The sequence below is a fragment of the Nocardia sp. NPDC052316 genome (genome assembly GCF_044547795.1).
Taxonomy (GTDB): Bacteria; Actinomycetota; Actinomycetes; order Mycobacteriales; family Mycobacteriaceae; genus Nocardia.
In genome coordinates, this window is the sequence record NZ_JBIUBB010000005.1 from 519,158 (window position 1) to 535,668 (window position 16,511).

A 16,511-nucleotide genomic window follows, 5' to 3' on the forward strand; every position below is an offset into this window, starting at 1 on the left:
CCGGCCTACACCTGCTCCGGTTTGCGCGGGAACTCCGCGCGCTCCGGCAGTCCGCTGATCAAGTCCTGCAACGCCGTTCGCAGACGGGATGTGGTGCCGGTGCTGAGCGAGGTCCACTTCACGCCGTCGTCGGATTTGCTCGCGGTCGCGATGAAGCGGCCAGCGCGGGTGTTGAACACCGCGATGTGGTTGTCGGTGAGGTCCCGGGTGCCGTCGCCGTACACCACGCCGACGATCTCGGCGTGCGAATGGATCTGCACCATGGCCGAGGCGAGGGCCTGCGCGTCCGCGGGTGGGGTGCCGACCTTCGCCAGCCGGTTGGCGGTCGCCGCCGCATCGCCGGTGTCGTCGAAGATCGGGACCAGCTGTTCGGTCGGCGCCCGCATGCCGGTCAGGTCGAGCGGGTCGGCTTGGCCGAGGGCGGCGATCACCGGGCCGGGCAGGTCGTCCTCGACCTCGTCGATCACGTAGGACTGCGGCCCGCGCAAAGCGACGGTGACTACCTCGTCGCCCTTCGCCAGACACATGCGACTCGCTTGCCCCTCCACGAAAAGCCGGAGCGCGACCACCCAGTGCGGTCGGTACAGCGCCCGCAGCCGGTCCTCCAATTCCTGGTGGACCGCGTCACCGATCAGCAGTTCCCGATCGGTGAGCGACTGGGCGGCCACGGCCATCGCGGCATCGTGATCGGTGACGTTGTCGTACTGCCCGCGTGCGTCCAGCACGACGGGCACCTCGTCGATCTCCAGCTTCTCCAGGAGAAACTGCATTTCATCGAGCGACAGCACCACCGATGCGAGCATCGACGGGCCGCGGCCCGCACCGAGCACCGTCACTTAGCGGCCATACCGGCGTCGGCGCCGATCACCCCGTCGGCGGCGTAGCGGCCGTCGTTGAAGTGCTCGGTCGAGCGCAGGTAGTCCAGCCCCTTGTGCTCCGACTCGTCGTCCTCGTCGCGCACCTGGTTGCCCAGCAACGGGCTACCCGCGGTGTTGTTGCTCCTCGCTGGGGCCGCGGCGGGCTGACCGGCCGAGACGTTCTCGACGACGGGTGCCGCAGCGGGTGCACCGGTCGGCGCACCGGCGCCCCAGCCTTCGGGCAGCTTGAGCGAGCCGTTGCCGAGCGCGACCGAGGGGCCGGAGGAGAACGACGCGGACCGCGTTCCGGCGGCCGAGGCGGCGGCGGCCAGCCCCGCGCCGCCGACCATGGCGGCCGGTGCGGCACTGGTGATTCCGGGGGTGGCGGCGGTGGTGACGGCCGCGACCGCCTGCGAGCCGATGGTGCCGACGGTGGACACACCGGTGGTCGCCACCGAGCCCGCGATGTTCGCCGCTTGGGTCGCCGCGCCCACCACGGCGGGGTTGTTCACGAACGCGCCTGCCGCGGCGATCGCGCTCTGCACCGGGTCGGCGTTGGTGGCCTGGAACGCCTGATCGGTCTGGCCCGCGTCCGCGGTGCCCGCGCCCTTCGCGATCGTCGGCGGGTTCACGAACTCGCCCGGGGTGACCACCATCGCGGTGGTCGCCGCCTCGTAGGTCTCCATGGTGAGCGCGGCCCGCAGGTCGAGCGCGGCCTTGGCGGCCTCGGCCAGCTCCGAGGTGCCGTTGAGCACGCCGCCGGTCGAGTGCGCGGCGACCCGCGCCGCGTTCACGGCCGCGATCTCCGGGATGCTCGGCATGGCCAGCGAGGCCACGGTGTACGCGATCGCGTTGCTCGCCGCCTTCGAGCTCATGGTGGCCGCCATCACACCCTGCTGCTCGGACCAGCCGATGAAGCCGGTGAGCTTGGACAGCGCCGAGATGCCGTTGATGCCCTGCATGCCGACGCCGAGCTCCGCCATCACCCGGGCGACGGTCGCGGTGGCATCGACCCAGGCCGCGGTCAGCCCGCCCCACGCGGTGGCCGCTGCCGAGATCGGGATGGCGTGTGCGCCTGCGTTCAGCGCGATCGAGTTGCCCTCTGCCTGACGGGGCAGCCAGAACACCCCGGTGATTCCTGCGGTCATGCTTTCTCCCCTTGCTTGTGCTTTATGCGATGCCCGCAGGCGTTAAGCGATTGTTCCGCTGACGATGTTGAGTGCGCCCGCCCGCACGACATCCTCACCGACGTGGGTGACGAGCTGACTGCGCAACGTCGCCGCGGCGTGGTGCAGTTCCAGAATCCCCTGGGCTACGGCTTGGTCGTGCGTCGCGGCACCCTTGTTGAGGTGGTTCGCGGCGTGCAGCGACACCTCGTCGATCCCGGAGGGGACGACATGCGTCGCGGGTGCGGTCAGCGCGGCGGCGGCGGCGAGCCGCTCGGCGAGCAGATCCAGCTCGGCGGCGGCGGCAAGGACGACCTCGGGTTGTACTAGTACGTGGCCAACCATGACTCGACTCCTTCTAGTGGCGGCTATGGGGCGGAACCACGAGAATTCCCCCTTCGAGTGATAGGACGCGACAGCGAAGCGATCGGTTCCATCGAATCCCCTGAAGTTTCTTCCTGTCTCGCCCCAACTGCAACCGCACTCATACAGCTGGATAAAGACTAGCCCCATCCCAGCTGATGCAGGCGGTCTTCGTCAATGCCGAAATAGTGTGCGATCTCATGGATCACGGTGATCGCCACCTCTTCCACCACTTCGCTCTCGTCCGAGCAGATGTCGAGGATGGATTCGCGATAGATCGTCACGGTGTCCGGCAGCGCGCCGCCGTAGTGACTGTCCCGTTCGGTGAGTGCGATTCCGTGATAGAGCCCGAGCAAATGTGGATCATCCGAATTGCGTGCTTCGATCAGCACGACGACATTATCGATGGCTTGGGCGAGCTCCGGCGGGATCCGATCGAGCGCGTCGCCGACCAACTCCTCGAACCGGTCCTCGGACATGGAGACCGACATCGTCGCGGATTACCTCGGCTGCGGCGGCAGCGGCGCGGCGCCGGGCAGCGGCGTCGGGGTGGAGCGGCCGGTGTTCGGCGGCGGCTGCGGCGCCTGCCCGTTGATCAGGATGTCGCCGCGCGCGGAGCCGGTGATCGGCGCGAAGCCCTCCCGGTCGGCCCCCTTGCCGACCATGCAGTCCAGCTTGCGGCTGCCGGCCAGCCAGCTGCGCGCGTCCAGGAAGTCGAAGAACAGCGTCAGCGTCTTGTTGCGCACGACATCCGGCCCGCCGAGATACTCCGCCGAGGTGCGCGCGCACTCCTCCTCGACGAACCGGTCCTGCTCCTCCTTGGCAGGCGGTCCGCCCTGGAACCGCTGGCCGAGATCGATGGTGGAGACGATCTCCACGGCGTGCACCTGCGAGCAGTCCACCGGGTCGGTCGGCAGGTTCTGGTTGATGCCCAGGCACACGCCCGGCCCGTACACCTTCGACTGATCGTGTTCGGCGGCGCTACCGGTCGACGGCGGCGTGCCCGCGCTCGCCGCGTACTGCAATCCGCAGCGCAGCGTGCGGTCGCCGTGCTGCCAGCCGTCCGGGCTCGGATACATCAACCCGACGATGTAGCGCCCGCGCGGATCGAACTTGCCGCCCATGTACTGCTGCACCGCGGGCACGCAGTGCTCTTCCTTCAGCTCGGTCAGCCGCAGCGAGTCGGGGAATCGCGAGCCGGGCCCGAACTCCTTGCCCGGGTACCTGCTCATATCGATATCCGCCGCGACCTCGAACATGTGCTTGCTCTCGCAGCGCACCTTGACCAGGTCGGAGTGGTCCGGTTTGGACCAGCTCAGGCAGTCGCCCTTGACCGCGGTGCCGAATTCCTTGTCGACCACCGGTTCACCGGCCGAGGCCGGGCTGTGCGCCTCGATCTTGTTGTTGTCGTAGCCCGTCACGAACAGCGTCACCAGGGCGGCGATCACGGCACCGGTGGCCACCAGCAGCAGTCCCCAGCGCAGCGTCGGCGCAGGCAGCGGCGTCGCACCGGTGAACACACCCCGTACCGCGTCGAACGAACGCCGCGCCGCGCCGCTGCCGCTGTGTGACGGCATGGCGCGCGTGGTCGGCCTGTTCGATGGCTTCGGCTCGGGGGCGTGCTCGGAGGGGGACATCGCGATCCATCATGGCAGTCTCCGCGCCGCGGTGCCACGACCCGTTTTGATCAGCGCTTTTACGGGCTAACCACGGAACGCGGAGACGAAGATGCCGGGAATCCGCGCCGGGTTGCCGCTCGCGTAGAACTCGGTGAGCTTGCGTGCGGTCGCCGCCGCGGCCGCGTTGCCGACGAACCACGGCGGTTTCGGCGACAACGCGAGCTCACCGTGCAGCAGCGAGCGCGGCGCGGGCCGGAACGGTCCGCGCACCACCGTGCGCTCCACGTCGTCGAGCAGGAAGGCGTTGTGCACCACGCCGATTCCGCTCTGCACGTCGTCGAGCGTGTGGCCGGGGAACGCACCCCACGCGGCGTGCGGGGCGAGGAAGGCGAGCCCGGTCCACGCGTTCACCGCGATCGCGCCGTAGCGCAGCCGTTCGATGGCGCGCTCGAAGCCGATGCCGAGCCTGCGGATGGTCGACGGATGGGCCAGCACGTTGGCGCCCAGCGTTCCGGTGAGCTCGGTGTTCACGAAATCGACCGCGCGCTGCAGGAATTCGCCGCCGGGGTAGGGCAGTTCGACCACGCCCAGCACGGGCGAGAAGTACTCGGTGCGCAGCAGCGGCGTATCGCCGGGCGGCAGCTGCTCGATCAGCACCCGGCCCGCGCCGACCTGGCCCGCGCCCGGATAGGACGCCAGCGCGTCGGCGACCCGCGAGTCGCTGCCCGGGTAGTACGCCGCCCGCTGCGGGGCCTGCGCGAGCGCGATGCGCAGCTGCGCCAGGAACTTGTCCTTGAGCGCCCAGTCCTTGCTGAGCACCACCGCCTGCGCGGCGACACAGTTGTAGCCGCCGTTGTGCAGCCGCTGGGTCGCCACGTGCTCGGCCTGGAAACGCAGATCGGCGTCGGACCAGTCGCCGGGCACCACGATGGTCGGCGACACACCGCCGAGCTCGCTGGTGATCGGCTTGTCCAGCAGCGGCCGCTTGTCCTTCTTGCGTTCCAGTCCCTCCGGACCCGGCCCCCACACGATCGTGTCGTGGGTCTGCGCGCTTCCGGTCATGTGCACATGCGCGACCTGCGGGTGGTGCACCAGGTAGCGGCCGGTGTCCGCGTCGCCGGTCACGATCCGCAGCACGCCGAGCTCGCACAGCGGCGCGAACACCATCTCGAACACCGTGTACAGCGGATCGGTGATCGGATTGAGCTTCAGCACGACCACCCGGTTGTGCGCGAACAGCTCGTACAGCGCGTCCAACGGCGGAATGGAGGTGATGTTGCCCGCGCCGAGCACTGCCCCGATGCCGCCGGTCGCGGTCGGATCGAGCTGCGCGAGCCCCGCCCGCCGCCGCGCGGTATCTGCGTCGACGCCGGGCCGCAGCCAGACCTCGCCGTGAAAACCGTTGAGCAGCAACCGGTCATAGCCGCTCAGCGGCAGGATCGGCACCGCAACCCGATTGCCGAGCGCGGTCCGCACGGTGACGCCGTCGAGCGGGCTGCGCCCCTCGTCCAGCGCGGCCAGCGTCGCGGAGAGCGCGGCCGTGGCCTGCAGCAGGGTCAACGGTCCGGACATCCACTCCTCGCCGACCAGCGGTGAGTCGGCGTCCAAACCCTTGATGGTGCGCGCGGCCCGCACCCAGTCACCGGCGAAGCGCCCGGTCCGGGCGTGGATGTCGTCGAGGAGCGCACGGCGGCGGCGCAGCGGGGTCTGCGCCCAGGCTTTCTCGCCCGCGGTCAGCTCGGTCAGTACGTCATCGATGGCTGATTCGTCGAAAGTTGTACCCACAAGCCAACTATGCGCGCGTCGTCGGCCGAGCGGTCCCCATCCTGGGATATCGGGGTGAAACAGCAATATCCGGACCACTAGGCTGAGGCCCCATGATCGACCTCCGATTCCTGCGGGACAACCCCGACGCGGTCCGCGCCTCGCAGCGCGCCCGTGGCGAAGACCCCGCCCTCGTCGATGCCCTGCTCGAGGCCGACGCTGCCCGCCGTGCGGCGGTGGCCACCGCCGACAACCTGCGCGCCGAGCACAAGGCGATGGGCAAGCTGGTCGGCAAGGCGAGCAAAGAGGAGCGCTCCGCGCTGCTCGCGCAGGCGCAGGAGATGTCGGTCAAGGTCAAGGAGGCCGAGGTCGCGCAGCACGCCGCCGACGCCGACCTGGACGCCGCGCACCGCGCCATCTCGAACGTGGTGCAGGAGGGCGCGCCCGCAGGCGGCGAGGCCGACTACGTCGTGCTGGAAACCATCGGCACGCCACCGGAGTTCGACTTCGAGCCCAAGGACCACCTGGAACTCGGTGAGTCGCTCGGCCTGATCGACATGGAGCGCGGCGCGAAGGTCTCGGGCGCCCGCTTCTACTTCATGACCGGCTACGGCGCGCTGCTGCAGCTCGGTCTGCTGCAACTCGCGGCGCAGAAGGCCGTGGCCAACGGTTTCACCATGATGATCCCGCCGGTGCTGGTGCGCCCGGAGATCATGGCGGGCACCGGCTTCCTCGGCCAGCACGCCTCGGAGGTCTACCGCCTGGCGGAGGAGGATCTCTACCTGGTCGGCACCTCGGAGGTGCCGCTGGCCGGTTACCACTCGGACGAGATCCTGGACCTGAGCGAGGGCGCGAAGCGCTACGCGGGCTGGTCGTCGTGCTTCCGCAGGGAGGCGGGCAGCTACGGCAAGGACACCCGCGGCATCATCCGGGTGCACCAGTTCGACAAGGTGGAGATGTTCGTCTTCACCACGCCCGAGGAGGCCGACGCCGAGCACCGGCGCCTGCTCGGCTGGGAGCAGGACATGCTCGCGGCCATCGAGGTCCCGTACCGGGTCATCGACGTCGCCGCAGGCGATCTGGGCAGCTCGGCCGCGCGCAAGTTCGACTGCGAGGCCTGGGTGCCGACCCAGCAGACCTACCGGGAACTCACCTCGACCTCGAACTGCACCACCTTCCAGGCCCGTCGCCTCTCGGTGCGTTACCGCGACGAGAACGGAAAGCCGCAAATCGCAGCCACTTTGAACGGCACGCTCGCGACCACCCGCTGGATCGTGGCCATCCTGGAGAACCACCAGCAGGCCGACGGTTCGGTGCGGGTGCCCGCGGCGCTGGTGCCGTTCGTCGGCACCGAGGTGCTGACGCCGCCGAAGTGACGGACGGGTCGGCGGCGGTGGGCGGACACTCGCTCGTCCGAACCGCCTCCGGTCCCGCCCCTCGGCGCAGTGGATAGTGCCCGTGAATATCGGATCTGGGCACTCGCGGCCTAGTCGCGTTGGCTACCCGAATGTTTCGCGACGATGAATAGCCAACCGTTCGCCATGCCGGATTCACGGGATGTGGCAACCGCTGGGATTCGTTGTGTCTAGGCTGTTCACCGTGCGAGGAATCGGGGCGCGCGGCGATACCCGAACCCGGGTGCGGGCGGCATCGGCGCTGGCGACAGCTATGGTCATGGCTCGGACCACCGGGGCGTTCTACGTCATGGGTGGTGTGCTGGGTCTGCTTATCACTGCCGTCGCCCCGGGCGACGAAGGTAATCGGGCACTGGTCGGCACGGCCGCGGCGATCGCGCTGACGCTCGGGCTCACCCTGCTGGCGTGGGGACCACGGTTGCCGCACTCGGTGCACCACGGTTACGTCGCGATCGCGACGGTGCTGGTGACCATCGCGGTGTACGCGTTCCCCAACACGGTCGGCGCGATCAGCCTGGCCGCGTTCTACGTCTTCATCGCCTGCGACGCCGCCCTGTTCTTCGCCTGGTCGCAAGCGGCCGCGCATATCGCCTTCGCGCTGGCGTTGTGCCTGTGGGTGCTGCCCGCGCGGCCGGTGGATCCCGGATTGCCGTGGTGGTCCGGGCTGATTCCGGCCGGTGTCACCGTCGGCGTCGGCGTGGTGGTCGGCATCCTCACCAGGATGGCCTCGGAAGCCGATATCGACGTGCTCACCGGGCTGTTGAACCGGCGCGGCTTCGATCGTGCGCTGAACTCCGCGATCGACCAGGCCACTCGAACCGGCCAGGGCCTCGCACTGGTGCTGGTCGACCTCGACCGCTTCCAGAAGATCAACGACCACCTCGGTCACCGCGCGGGCGACGCCGTCTTGCAGCGGGTGGCCGACACCTGGTCGAAACTGCTTGCGCCGGACCAGCGGCTGGCCCGCTACGGCGGCGACGCGTTCGCGATGCTGTTGCCGAATACCACCGAGCAGGCCGCCATCCTGCTCACCGAGCAGCTACGCGCGGCGGTGACCACCGGCTGTTCGGCGGGTGTGACCTCGTGGCAGCCCGGCGAATCCGGTTCGCTGCTGGTGAGTCGCGCGGACGTCGGGTTGTATCGGGCCAAGCAGGCGGGCCGCAACCGGACGGTGCTCGAGTCGTCGCGCCAGCTGCCGCTCGCGGTGGAGTTGCGCGAGGCCATCGACCGCGGCCTGCTCGACGTGCACTACCAGCCGATCGTCAGCCTCACCGAGGGCGGCGGCAAGGCGGTCGGTGTCGAGGCGCTGCTGCGCTGGTCGTCGAGCGCGCAGCCGGACGTCACCACCGAGGGCTTGATCCGGGTCGCCGAGGAGTACGACCTCATCGCCGATCTGGACGAGTTGGTGTTGCGCCGGGCCTGCGCCGACGCCGCGCGGTTGCAGGACACCTTCGCCCAGCTCGACCTGACGCTGAACGTGAACGTCAGCGGCTTGGAGCTGGCCGAAGCCGGCTACGCCGACCGGGTGGCCGGCATCCTCGCAGGCACCGGCTGGCCCGCCGAGCAACTGGTGCTCGAGGTGACCGAGAGCGAGCTGGCCGCCGAATCCCACACCGCCATCGCGAATCTGCACACGCTGCGCGAGCGTGGGGTGCGCATCGCCATCGACGACTTCGGCACCGGATACTCCTCGCTCAGCAGGCTGGCCACGCTGCCGAGCGACATCCTCAAGGTCGATCAGTCCTTCGTCGCCGCGATCCGCTCCGACTCCCCGGCACCACCGCTGCTCGGGGTGATCGCCGCGTTGAGCAGCGCGCTCGACCTGCAGGTGATCGCCGAGGGCGTGGAGACCGAGTACCAGGCCGCGGTGCTCACCGAGCTCGGGTTCGCGCTCGCCCAGGGCTACCACTACAGCGACTCGCATCCGGTGGCGGAGCTGATCAGCGACCTCAACGAGAACCACGGGCGGGTCGGCCCCGGTGCGACGGACCGGCGCCTCGACGACGGCGATTCGATGCACGCCGCCAACGGTTGGCTGCCACTGCGATAACCGCTTGACGCGGCCCGGCGCGGTTGCCCATGCTGGCCGTATGCGTTTGCTCGTTTATGCCTATTGATCTGTCACCGGGGTGCTGGCCCGGCTGACGGTCGGCACCGATTCGCCGTCGCTGCGCGCGCTGACTCTTCGCGCCGTGCTGTTCAAGGGCCTCGGCGACCTGATTCCGCTCTACGCGCTGTACTCCCTGCTGTTCGCCGATCATGGGCTGAGCACCGGGCAGATCTCCTCGCTGTTCGCGATCTGGTCGACCACCGCGTTCCTGCTCGAGGTGCCGTCCGGTGCCTGGGCGGACACCGTGTCGCGCCGTGCCCTGCTGATCCTGAGCGGTGTGCTGCTGACTGCCGGGTTCGCCTTGTGGACCCTGGTGCCCACCTATCTCGGCTTCGCGCTGGGATTCGTACTGTGGGGCACGGCAGGCGCTTTGGTGTCGGGCACCTTCGAGGCGCTGCTGTACGACGACCTCGCCGCACGCCGCGAACAAGCTTCGTACGCGCGCGTCCTCGGCTACACCCGTGCGGCCTCGGAGACCGCCATCGTCATCGGCATCGTGGCCGCCACCCCGCTGTACCTCTGGGGTGGCTACGCGCTGATCGGTTGGACCAGCGTCGGATTCGCCGCTCTGCACACGTTGATCGCGATGACGTTGCCCAGCGCGCCGAAGGTGGTGTCCGCCGCCGCGGTCGATGAGCTGGAAGAGGAGGAGGGCGATCAACCGCACTTCTCGTACCCAGCGGTGACGGTGGCGTCGGGACCGTTCGCTCGCTATATCGACATGCTGAAGACCGGTGTCGGGGAGGCGATTCGGGTGCGGGCTGTGCGCAACGGGGTCCTGCTCGGGGCGCTGCTGTTCGGGATCACCGCCTTCGACGAGTACTTCGCGCTGCTCGCCGAGTCGGCCGGAGTGGTGACGGCGGTGGTGCCGCTGCTCGTCGGCGTGACCGTGCTCGGCTCGCTCATCGGCTCTGTCCTGGCCGGGCGCACCGAGGGCATGTCGGGTCGCACCATGGCGATCGCGGTCGGGATCGGCGGTGTCCTGTTCCTCGCCGGCTCGCTGATCGCCGGGTTCGCCGAGCAGCGACCGAGCGCGGTGTATGTCCTGACCGGCCTGGGGTTCACCGCGATCGGCGTCTCCTACGGCATCGTCTACAACGCCGGTGTCGTCGCGGGCGCGCGCCTCCAGGACGCGATCGAGGGTCCCGCCCGGGCGACCGTCACCTCGGTCTCCGGATTGCTCGGCGAGGTCGTCGCCCTGGTCGTCTTCGCCTTCGCCGCCATCGCCACCACCTGGTGGTCCATGCCGACCATCCTCGCGATCCTCGGCGCCACCCTGCTCCCGATGGCTCTGGTGACCACCTCGTGGCTACCGCCGAAACACGTCGACGACTAATCGAGCGGGACGCCGATGAGATGGCTTGCGGTGAGCAGGAATTGGTCGGTGGAGCGGTCGATCAGCGCGGTGCGGGTGACGGGGAGGGTGCCGGCCAGCCAGCTGTTGGTGGTTTCCCAGAGGCCGCCGAGCAGATGGGTGGCGGCGAATTCCGCGTGGTCACCGGCGTTTTCGACGACCTCGGCGCCGATCTCGCCCGCGCACACGGCCAGCATGATGCCCGCGAAGGAGCGCATCACCTCGGCCCTGCGCATCAGCAGGGCCGGGTTCAGCTGGGCCTCGACGGTGGCGATGCGCGCCTTGCGTGGGTCGTCGGCGATCAGGTCGACGGCCGCGGCGATGGCGGCCCTGGTCTTGGCGCGGATGTCGGTGGGCGTGGTGACGAACGCGGTGACCACCGCCTGGCCGATCTCGTCGACGATCCGGTCGAATACCTCGCCGAATACCGCGTCGAGGTCGCTGAAGCTCTCGTAGTAGTACCGCTCGGAGAGCCGCGCCCGCGTGCACAGACCGGAGACGGTCAGTTTGGCGAAACCCGAGGTCCCGATGATGTCCTGCGCGGCGTCGAGCAGCGCGCCGCGCCGGCGCGCCTTGCGCTGTTCGATCGGGACGCCGCCGTAGGACCGCGAGGTGGTAGCCATCCGAGACATTCTGGCATACCTCCTTGCCAGATATTCGGTTTTGTGGGACGGTCTTGTCAGAATGCTCGACCGCGAACCTCGATCCGACGGGTGAAGTGCAATGGCGCATGAGAACCACAAACTGCCCACTCCGCAGCTGTTCACGGAGTTTCCGTTCAAGTACGCCGTGCCCGTCCTCGCGCCGGGCGACCTGAGCTGCACCGCAGCACAGCGCGACTCGTTCCGCAGGTTCAGCCAGGTCGGTGACCCGCTGGCGGACGCCGTGGTCGCCATGTTCAAGCGGCTGCCCGTCGGCGAGGGCCGCCGGATGTTCGAGCTCGCCGTCGAAAACGGTATCGACGCCGTGCCGGACGCTCCGCCGGAGCTGGTGGCGCTCTTCGAACAGGTGGAGGCGGCGCCGTACTGGCTGGACCGCGACAAGATCGATCGCGGCGCCCGCGTCGTCGGCCGCACCGGCGTCTGGGGCGGCATTGCCATGGGCATGTTCGCTCTGATGGGCGGCTACCTGGCCTCGCGCGCGGACAAGACCCTGGTCGGCACCGGCGACCTGGATGCGATGGCACCGCGCAGGCTCGCCGAAACCACCCAGTGGTGGCTGGATGTGACGACTCCCGGTGGCCTGGAACGCAATGCGGTCGGCTACAAGAGCGTGTTGCGCGTGCGGTTGATGCACGCGCTGGTGCGGGCAGGCATGAACCGGCGCCCCGACTGGGACTACGCGGCCTGGGATCACCCGGTCAATCAGGTGCTCACCGTCGGCACCCTCGGGCTGTTCTCCATGGCGAATCTCGTTGGCGCCCAGGCGCTTGGGCTCCAATTCTCGGCCAAGGAGAAGGACGCCGTCTTCCAGCTGTGGCGTTACGTCGGGTTCCTGCTCGGCGTGGACGCGGAGATCCTGCCGACCTGCGAGACCGACACCTGGCGCGCCTTCTGGATCCTCGCCGACACCGAATTCATCCCCGACGCCGATTCCCAGCGCCTGGCCCAAGCCCTCATCCCGGCGGCGGGCGGGCTGTTCGTCGGCGACACCACCGCGGCGCAGCGCGCGGTGCGTCGCGTGGTCACCAGCTACATGGTCGCCTACAGCCGAATCATCCTCGGCCCGACCAACGCCGACTTCCTCGACCTGCCCGACAGCAGATTCTTCAAGGCCGCCGTCCTGGCGACCGCCGTCGTCAACGGCGCGCTGGAGGTGCCCCGCCGGATCCTGCCCGGCGCCACCCGCTTCCACGAAAATCTCGGCGCCCGCATCCGCACCCGCCTGGTCCGCGGCTCCATCGCCCGCAACGGCGGCGACCGCACCTACGCCCGGCACGACACCTACGCCACCCGCGCCACCCTCCGCGCAGGCTGATCCAGCCGCCCCACGGCTCCGTGCGGCGTGCGCGCACCGGTCGCTGTACGCGCCCAAGCGGTATCCGGGTGTGGTCGAACCGGCACGGCATGGCCTGCGGCGCGGTGCCGCGGTGTGCGGTGTCCGGTGTGCGGCGTCCCGCATCCGACCTCCGGCTTTGGGCGTGCGGCGCCTGGCTTTTGGCGTGCGGTGTCCGGCGTGCGCGCGGCGGGGGTGGGATGGGGCGGCGGTAGCGTGCGGGTGGTGACCGTGCGGGCGAGGTTGGGACTTGTGTTCGGGTTCGGCATCGGTGCGGGTGTGGCCGTGCAGGGCCGGATCAATGGGGCGCTCGGGGCGCGATTGCACGACGGGATTGCCTCGGCCTCCATCAGTTTCGGGTCCGGTCTGTTGATTCTGCTGATCGCGTTCGCGTTGAGTGCTCGACTTCGCGATGGGGTGGCGCAGGTGCGGCGGGCGCTGGTGGCGGGCACGTTGCGCCCGTGGCAGCTGCTCGGTGGTCTGTGTGGCGCGTTCTTCGTCGCCTGCCAGGGCCTTACGGTCGCGGCGATCGGGGTCACTGCTTTCACCGTCGCCGTCGTCGCAGGTCAGCTGCTGAGCAGTCTGGTGGTCGATCGCCTCGGTATGGCTCCGAACGGGCGAACTCCGGTCACCGCGTTGCGTTTCGGTGGTGCCGCCCTGGGCGTCGCCGCGGTGGTGCTCGCCGGGTCGGGCCGCACTGGCGCGCCGACCGGTGCCCTCTCGGTCCCCGACTCGCTGCGTGGCGCACCGACCGCGCTACTGATCATCCTGCCCGCGCTGGCCGGCATCGGGTTGGCTTGGCAGCAAGCGGTGAACGGCCGGGTAGGACAAGCCGGTGGCCCGCTGCCCGCCACCCTGGTCAATTTCTGCGTCGGCCTGATCGCCCTGCTGCTGCTCGAGGCCGCCGTCCTCATCGGTTCCGGCCTGCCCACCGAATTCCCCACCCAGCCCTGGCTCTATCTCGGCGGACTGATCGGCGTCGCGTTCATCGCACTGGCCGCGCTCACCGTCCGCTGGATCGGCGTCCTCCTCCTCGGCCTGACCTCCATCGCAGGCCAACTCCTGATGTCGATCGCCCTCGATCTGGCCGCGCCCACCAGTGCGGGCTTGTCCGCCACCGCGGTAGTCGGCAGCGTGCTGACACTGGTCGCCGTCGGCATCGCCACCCGCTCCCAGCCCTGACTTGCGCCGCAGCCCTGCCCGCTGCCTCAGCTCAGTTTGCGCGACCGCAGTTCGTGACCCTTGGACGTCTTGCAACGCCCCGATTCCAGATCCCACTGCCAGCCGTGCAGATTGCAGGTGAGGGTATTACCCTCCACCACGCCGAATTTCGACAGATCCGCCTTCAGATGCGGGCAGCGCCGCTGCACTTCCCACCCGGCCAGTTCGGTCGAGGCGGAATCGTCGTGCGCCTCGGCGAACCAGCCGTCCGCGTAGGCGATCCGCTCATCGGTGAGGCATTTGAAGAAGGTGTAGAGGAATTCGTTGTAGCCGCCGATCCGCCACGCCTGGAAGCGGGTGGACAGGAAAATCGTGTTCACCCAGTCGGGTTCGTTGTCCCGCAACACCGTGCGCACCAGTTCGGGGGCGATGCGGAACCCGTAGCGGTACTTGCCTTCGCCCTCGATCGGTCCGCGCACCACGCGCTTGGGGAAGTCGAGCACCACGGTCTCGTCGCCGAGTACCAGACCCACCGGGTAGCCGATGCCGTCGCAGATCAGATCGCTCTGCGCCATGATCGGCTCGAACAGCGCCTGCAACGGTTCCAGCAGCGGCCCGTCACCCGTTGCCCACGTGGCCTTTTCGGCCGCGAGCACCGGCGCGAGCCGCTGCGCCATCAGCTCGATGTACTCGGCCTTGTTGTCGTAGATCAGCCCTGGCTCGAAGGGATGGGTCAACTCCAGCTCGGCGCCGCGCACGTCGGCGACCGAACCGGGGATCATCAGGATCCCGCCCTCGTTGCCGTGGATCTTCATCTGCTCCAGGAAGACCATCTGGTCCGGGAAGATGTTGCCCTCGTCGCCGCGATCGTCGTTGAGGTAGCGCAGCTCGTCGTCCAGGAACACCGGCGGTCCGGCCGACGGCACCACCCAGGTGGCGCCGACCTGCTCGATGTAGCTGCGGCACCGGTCCATGCCGCGCTGACGCTTCTGCTTACCGAAGTTCGACTTGGTCCGGCTCGGGATGTCGTAGACCATCGGATACCAGATGGCGCCCGAATACTGCAGCAGGTGGATGTCGATGTGGCCGAACGAGTCGTGCAGCACGTCCATGTCCACCGGGCGGGCGTCGTTCATGTTGAAACAGGTGGTCTCGCCGTCGGAGACGACCAGCCCGGAGTCGCCGATCGGCCCGTCGGCGGGCGCGCGCAAGGCGATGATCATGATGTCCAGCGCGGCGCCGTCGCGGCCGGTGATGGTGTGCTTGACCGAGTCCTCGGTCTCGAAGAACTTGTGGAAGCCGAGCTGCTCCAGCTCGCGCCGCAGATCCGGCACCGGATAGTCCGGCAGCAGCACGGTCGCGTCCTTGTTGACGTGCTCGCTGAGGTTCTTCGCGTCGAAGTGGTCGCGGTGCAGATGCGACACGTAGAGGAAGTCGCAGTTCCCCAGCTCGTCCCAGTCCAGCTGGGTGTTGTCGGGGAACGGGAACCACGAAGCGAAGTACGCGGGGTTGACCCACGGGTCGCAAAGGATCGACCCCGCCGCGGTGCGGATGTGGAATCCGGCGTGTCCGACGCTGGTGATCTGCACGAGCTGCTCCTCCTACCGTTACCAGCCATCCAGGGTAGTGGCTGTGGGGAATGCCGGCGCTCGCGGTGCGGTACGAGCACCCGCCGGCTAGGGAGAAACGTCGCCGATGCAGTAGCCCTGTGCGCCGGCGAGCAGGGTGAAGGTGCGGCTCTTGGTCACGCCTGCGGAGTTGGTGACCGGGACCTCGACCGCGAGGTAGTCCCCGCGCAGGGTCTCGGAGCTGATCTCCTGATCGGCGAATTTGGTCGCGCCGGTCAGCTTGCCCGGGTTGTTGGCGAGTGGCGCGGCGATGGCCTTGCCGGTGCCCGCGGGGTCCCAGGTTGCCGGGGCGGCCTTGCAGACCAGCGGGTAGGTGCCTTCTTTGTCTGCCGCGTCGAGCGGGGTGCCGACGACTCTGGCCAGGTAGCGGCGCACGGTGTGCCTGGCGTCGGCGTCGTTGTACTCGATGTCCGCGCCTGCCGAGGCGACCCGGGGGCAGGCGTAATCGGTGTCGAGCGCGGCGCGTTCGATCGCCACCGTGGTGGTGCGGGTCTGCCAGGTGATCGCGTTCTTGGTGGCGGTGCCGGGCTGGGCGAGGGCGGCCAGGATGGGCTGCTCGTCGCTGTACATGTCGGCTACGTTCCTCGGCGCGATGGTCCAGCACTTCGCCTGGAGCTGGGCGATCGTGCTGGTCTTCAAGTCGGCGGCCCAGCGCTGCACGGCGGCAGGCAGTTCGGTGACGGTGCCGGTCGGGGGCACGGTGGCCGAGGGTGCGGGCGCCGCCGAGGTGGCGTGAATGGTCGGCACCGCGGCGGGCGGGGTGGTGACCGCGGCGGGCGCAGGCTCGTCGCCCGGAATGCCCGAGACCGAATCACAGCCCGCGAGCACGAGGGCACTGGCGATCGCCAAGCCGCCGACGGCCACCCGCCGAGCATGCGACGCCGACCGGTGCCCCGCGCCGAGCAGTCGAGAGGTTCCCGGATCCGGGGCGGTCCTGCCGAGCTGCTGTCCGGTTCGGCGCGTCGTTTTCCGGTCGCGTCCAGATGAATTCGGACGGGCGGTTTCCACTTCGACGATCCTCTTCTCTACAGCGTGCGTCGGTCGAGCGAGCGGTCCCAGGCCCGGTGTGACCGACAAAG

General features: G+C 69.1%; 14 protein-coding genes. 5 read left to right on the plus strand and 9 right to left on the minus strand.

Annotated features, from left to right (window positions below; genetic code table 11):
- Positions 1-5 precede the first annotated feature (5 nt).
- The 6 genes from ACIHA7_RS26000 to ACIHA7_RS26025 all read right to left on the minus strand — a co-directional run bounded on the left by ACIHA7_RS26000 (position 6) and on the right by ACIHA7_RS26025 (position 5,790).
- Positions 6-836, minus strand: coding sequence for an ESX secretion-associated protein EspG (locus tag ACIHA7_RS26000; RefSeq protein ID WP_397293545.1), 831 nt, complete (start codon positions 834-836; stop codon positions 6-8).
- Complete coding sequence (locus ACIHA7_RS26005; RefSeq protein ID WP_397293546.1) at positions 833-2,005, minus strand: PPE domain-containing protein; 1,173 nt, start codon at positions 2,003-2,005, stop codon at positions 833-835. Before ACIHA7_RS26005 ends, ACIHA7_RS26000 begins: the two co-directional genes overlap by 4 nt.
- Before the next feature lie 42 nt (positions 2,006-2,047).
- Complete coding sequence (locus ACIHA7_RS26010; RefSeq protein WP_397293547.1) at positions 2,048-2,368, minus strand: PE domain-containing protein; 321 nt, start codon at positions 2,366-2,368, stop codon at positions 2,048-2,050.
- 158 nt (positions 2,369-2,526) lie between these two features.
- Entirely contained in the window at positions 2,527-2,877 is a 351-nt protein-coding gene (locus ACIHA7_RS26015) for a metallopeptidase family protein (protein ID WP_397293548.1), read from the minus strand.
- A gap of 9 nt (positions 2,878-2,886) precedes the next feature.
- A complete protein-coding gene (locus ACIHA7_RS26020; protein WP_397293549.1) occupies positions 2,887-3,963 on the minus strand; it encodes a septum formation family protein in 1,077 nt (358 codons plus the stop codon).
- A gap of 126 nt (positions 3,964-4,089) precedes the next feature.
- Positions 4,090-5,790, minus strand: a complete 1,701-nt coding sequence (locus ACIHA7_RS26025) for an aldehyde dehydrogenase family protein (protein ID WP_397293550.1) — start codon at positions 5,788-5,790, stop codon at positions 4,090-4,092.
- 92 nt (positions 5,791-5,882) lie between these two features.
- On the opposite strand from ACIHA7_RS26025, the gene serS reads away from it, so the two are divergent.
- The 3 genes from serS to ACIHA7_RS26040 all read left to right on the plus strand — a co-directional run bounded on the left by serS (position 5,883) and on the right by ACIHA7_RS26040 (position 10,630).
- Positions 5,883-7,145, plus strand: a complete 1,263-nt coding sequence (serS, locus tag ACIHA7_RS26030) for a serine--tRNA ligase (protein ID WP_397293551.1) — start codon at positions 5,883-5,885, stop codon at positions 7,143-7,145.
- A 298-nt stretch (positions 7,146-7,443) separates the two neighbouring features.
- Positions 7,444-9,234 (plus strand): putative bifunctional diguanylate cyclase/phosphodiesterase, encoded by a 1,791-nt coding sequence (locus tag ACIHA7_RS26035; RefSeq protein ID WP_397293552.1) that lies wholly within the window; start codon positions 7,444-7,446, stop codon positions 9,232-9,234.
- A gap of 118 nt (positions 9,235-9,352) precedes the next feature.
- The gene (locus ACIHA7_RS26040) at positions 9,353-10,630 is read left to right on the plus strand and encodes an MFS transporter (RefSeq protein ID WP_397293857.1); all 1,278 of its coding nucleotides are present in this window, start codon (positions 9,353-9,355) and stop codon (positions 10,628-10,630) included.
- Here the strand turns inward: ACIHA7_RS26040 and ACIHA7_RS26045 are convergent.
- Positions 10,627-11,271, minus strand: coding sequence for a TetR/AcrR family transcriptional regulator (locus ACIHA7_RS26045; RefSeq protein WP_397293553.1), 645 nt, complete (start codon positions 11,269-11,271; stop codon positions 10,627-10,629). The genes ACIHA7_RS26040 and ACIHA7_RS26045 overlap by 4 nt on opposite strands.
- Before the next feature lie 100 nt (positions 11,272-11,371).
- On the opposite strand from ACIHA7_RS26045, the gene ACIHA7_RS26050 reads away from it, so the two are divergent.
- Complete coding sequence (locus tag ACIHA7_RS26050) at positions 11,372-12,625, plus strand: oxygenase MpaB family protein (protein ID WP_397293554.1); 1,254 nt, start codon at positions 11,372-11,374, stop codon at positions 12,623-12,625.
- A 243-nt stretch (positions 12,626-12,868) separates the two neighbouring features.
- On the plus strand, positions 12,869-13,825 hold the full coding sequence (locus tag ACIHA7_RS26055; protein WP_397293555.1) for a DMT family transporter: 957 nt from the start codon (positions 12,869-12,871) through the stop codon (positions 13,823-13,825).
- A 26-nt stretch (positions 13,826-13,851) separates the two neighbouring features.
- Here ACIHA7_RS26055 and ACIHA7_RS26060 read toward each other — a convergent pair whose 3' ends face one another.
- Together ACIHA7_RS26060 and ACIHA7_RS26065 are read right to left on the minus strand one after the other, a co-directional pair.
- Entirely contained in the window at positions 13,852-15,393 is a 1,542-nt protein-coding gene (locus tag ACIHA7_RS26060) for a Rieske 2Fe-2S domain-containing protein (RefSeq protein WP_397293556.1), read from the minus strand.
- Positions 15,394-15,480: 87 nt separating this feature from the next.
- Positions 15,481-16,296, minus strand: coding sequence for a hypothetical protein (locus ACIHA7_RS26065; RefSeq protein ID WP_397293557.1), 816 nt, complete (start codon positions 16,294-16,296; stop codon positions 15,481-15,483).
- Between the last annotated feature and the right edge of the window lie 215 nt (positions 16,297-16,511).

Excerpts from the sequence above, each read along its gene's own strand:
- ACIHA7_RS26035 (WP_397293552.1), top strand. The coding sequence starts at position 7,444 with ATGGCTCGGACCACCGGGGCGTTCTACGTCATGGGTGGTGTGCTGGGT.
- ACIHA7_RS26010 (WP_397293547.1), bottom strand. The coding sequence starts at position 2,368 with ATGGTTGGCCACGTACTAGTACAACCCGAGGTCGTCCTTGCCGCCGCC.
- ACIHA7_RS26045 (WP_397293553.1), bottom strand. The coding sequence starts at position 11,271 with ATGGCTACCACCTCGCGGTCCTACGGCGGCGTCCCGATCGAACAGCGC.
- ACIHA7_RS26050 (WP_397293554.1), top strand. The coding sequence starts at position 11,372 with ATGGCGCATGAGAACCACAAACTGCCCACTCCGCAGCTGTTCACGGAG.
- ACIHA7_RS26015 (WP_397293548.1), bottom strand. The coding sequence starts at position 2,877 with ATGTCGGTCTCCATGTCCGAGGACCGGTTCGAGGAGTTGGTCGGCGAC.
- ACIHA7_RS26020 (WP_397293549.1), bottom strand. The coding sequence starts at position 3,963 with ATGCCGTCACACAGCGGCAGCGGCGCGGCGCGGCGTTCGTTCGACGCG.
- ACIHA7_RS26005 (WP_397293546.1), bottom strand. The coding sequence starts at position 2,005 with ATGACCGCAGGAATCACCGGGGTGTTCTGGCTGCCCCGTCAGGCAGAG.
- serS (WP_397293551.1), top strand. The coding sequence starts at position 5,883 with ATGATCGACCTCCGATTCCTGCGGGACAACCCCGACGCGGTCCGCGCC.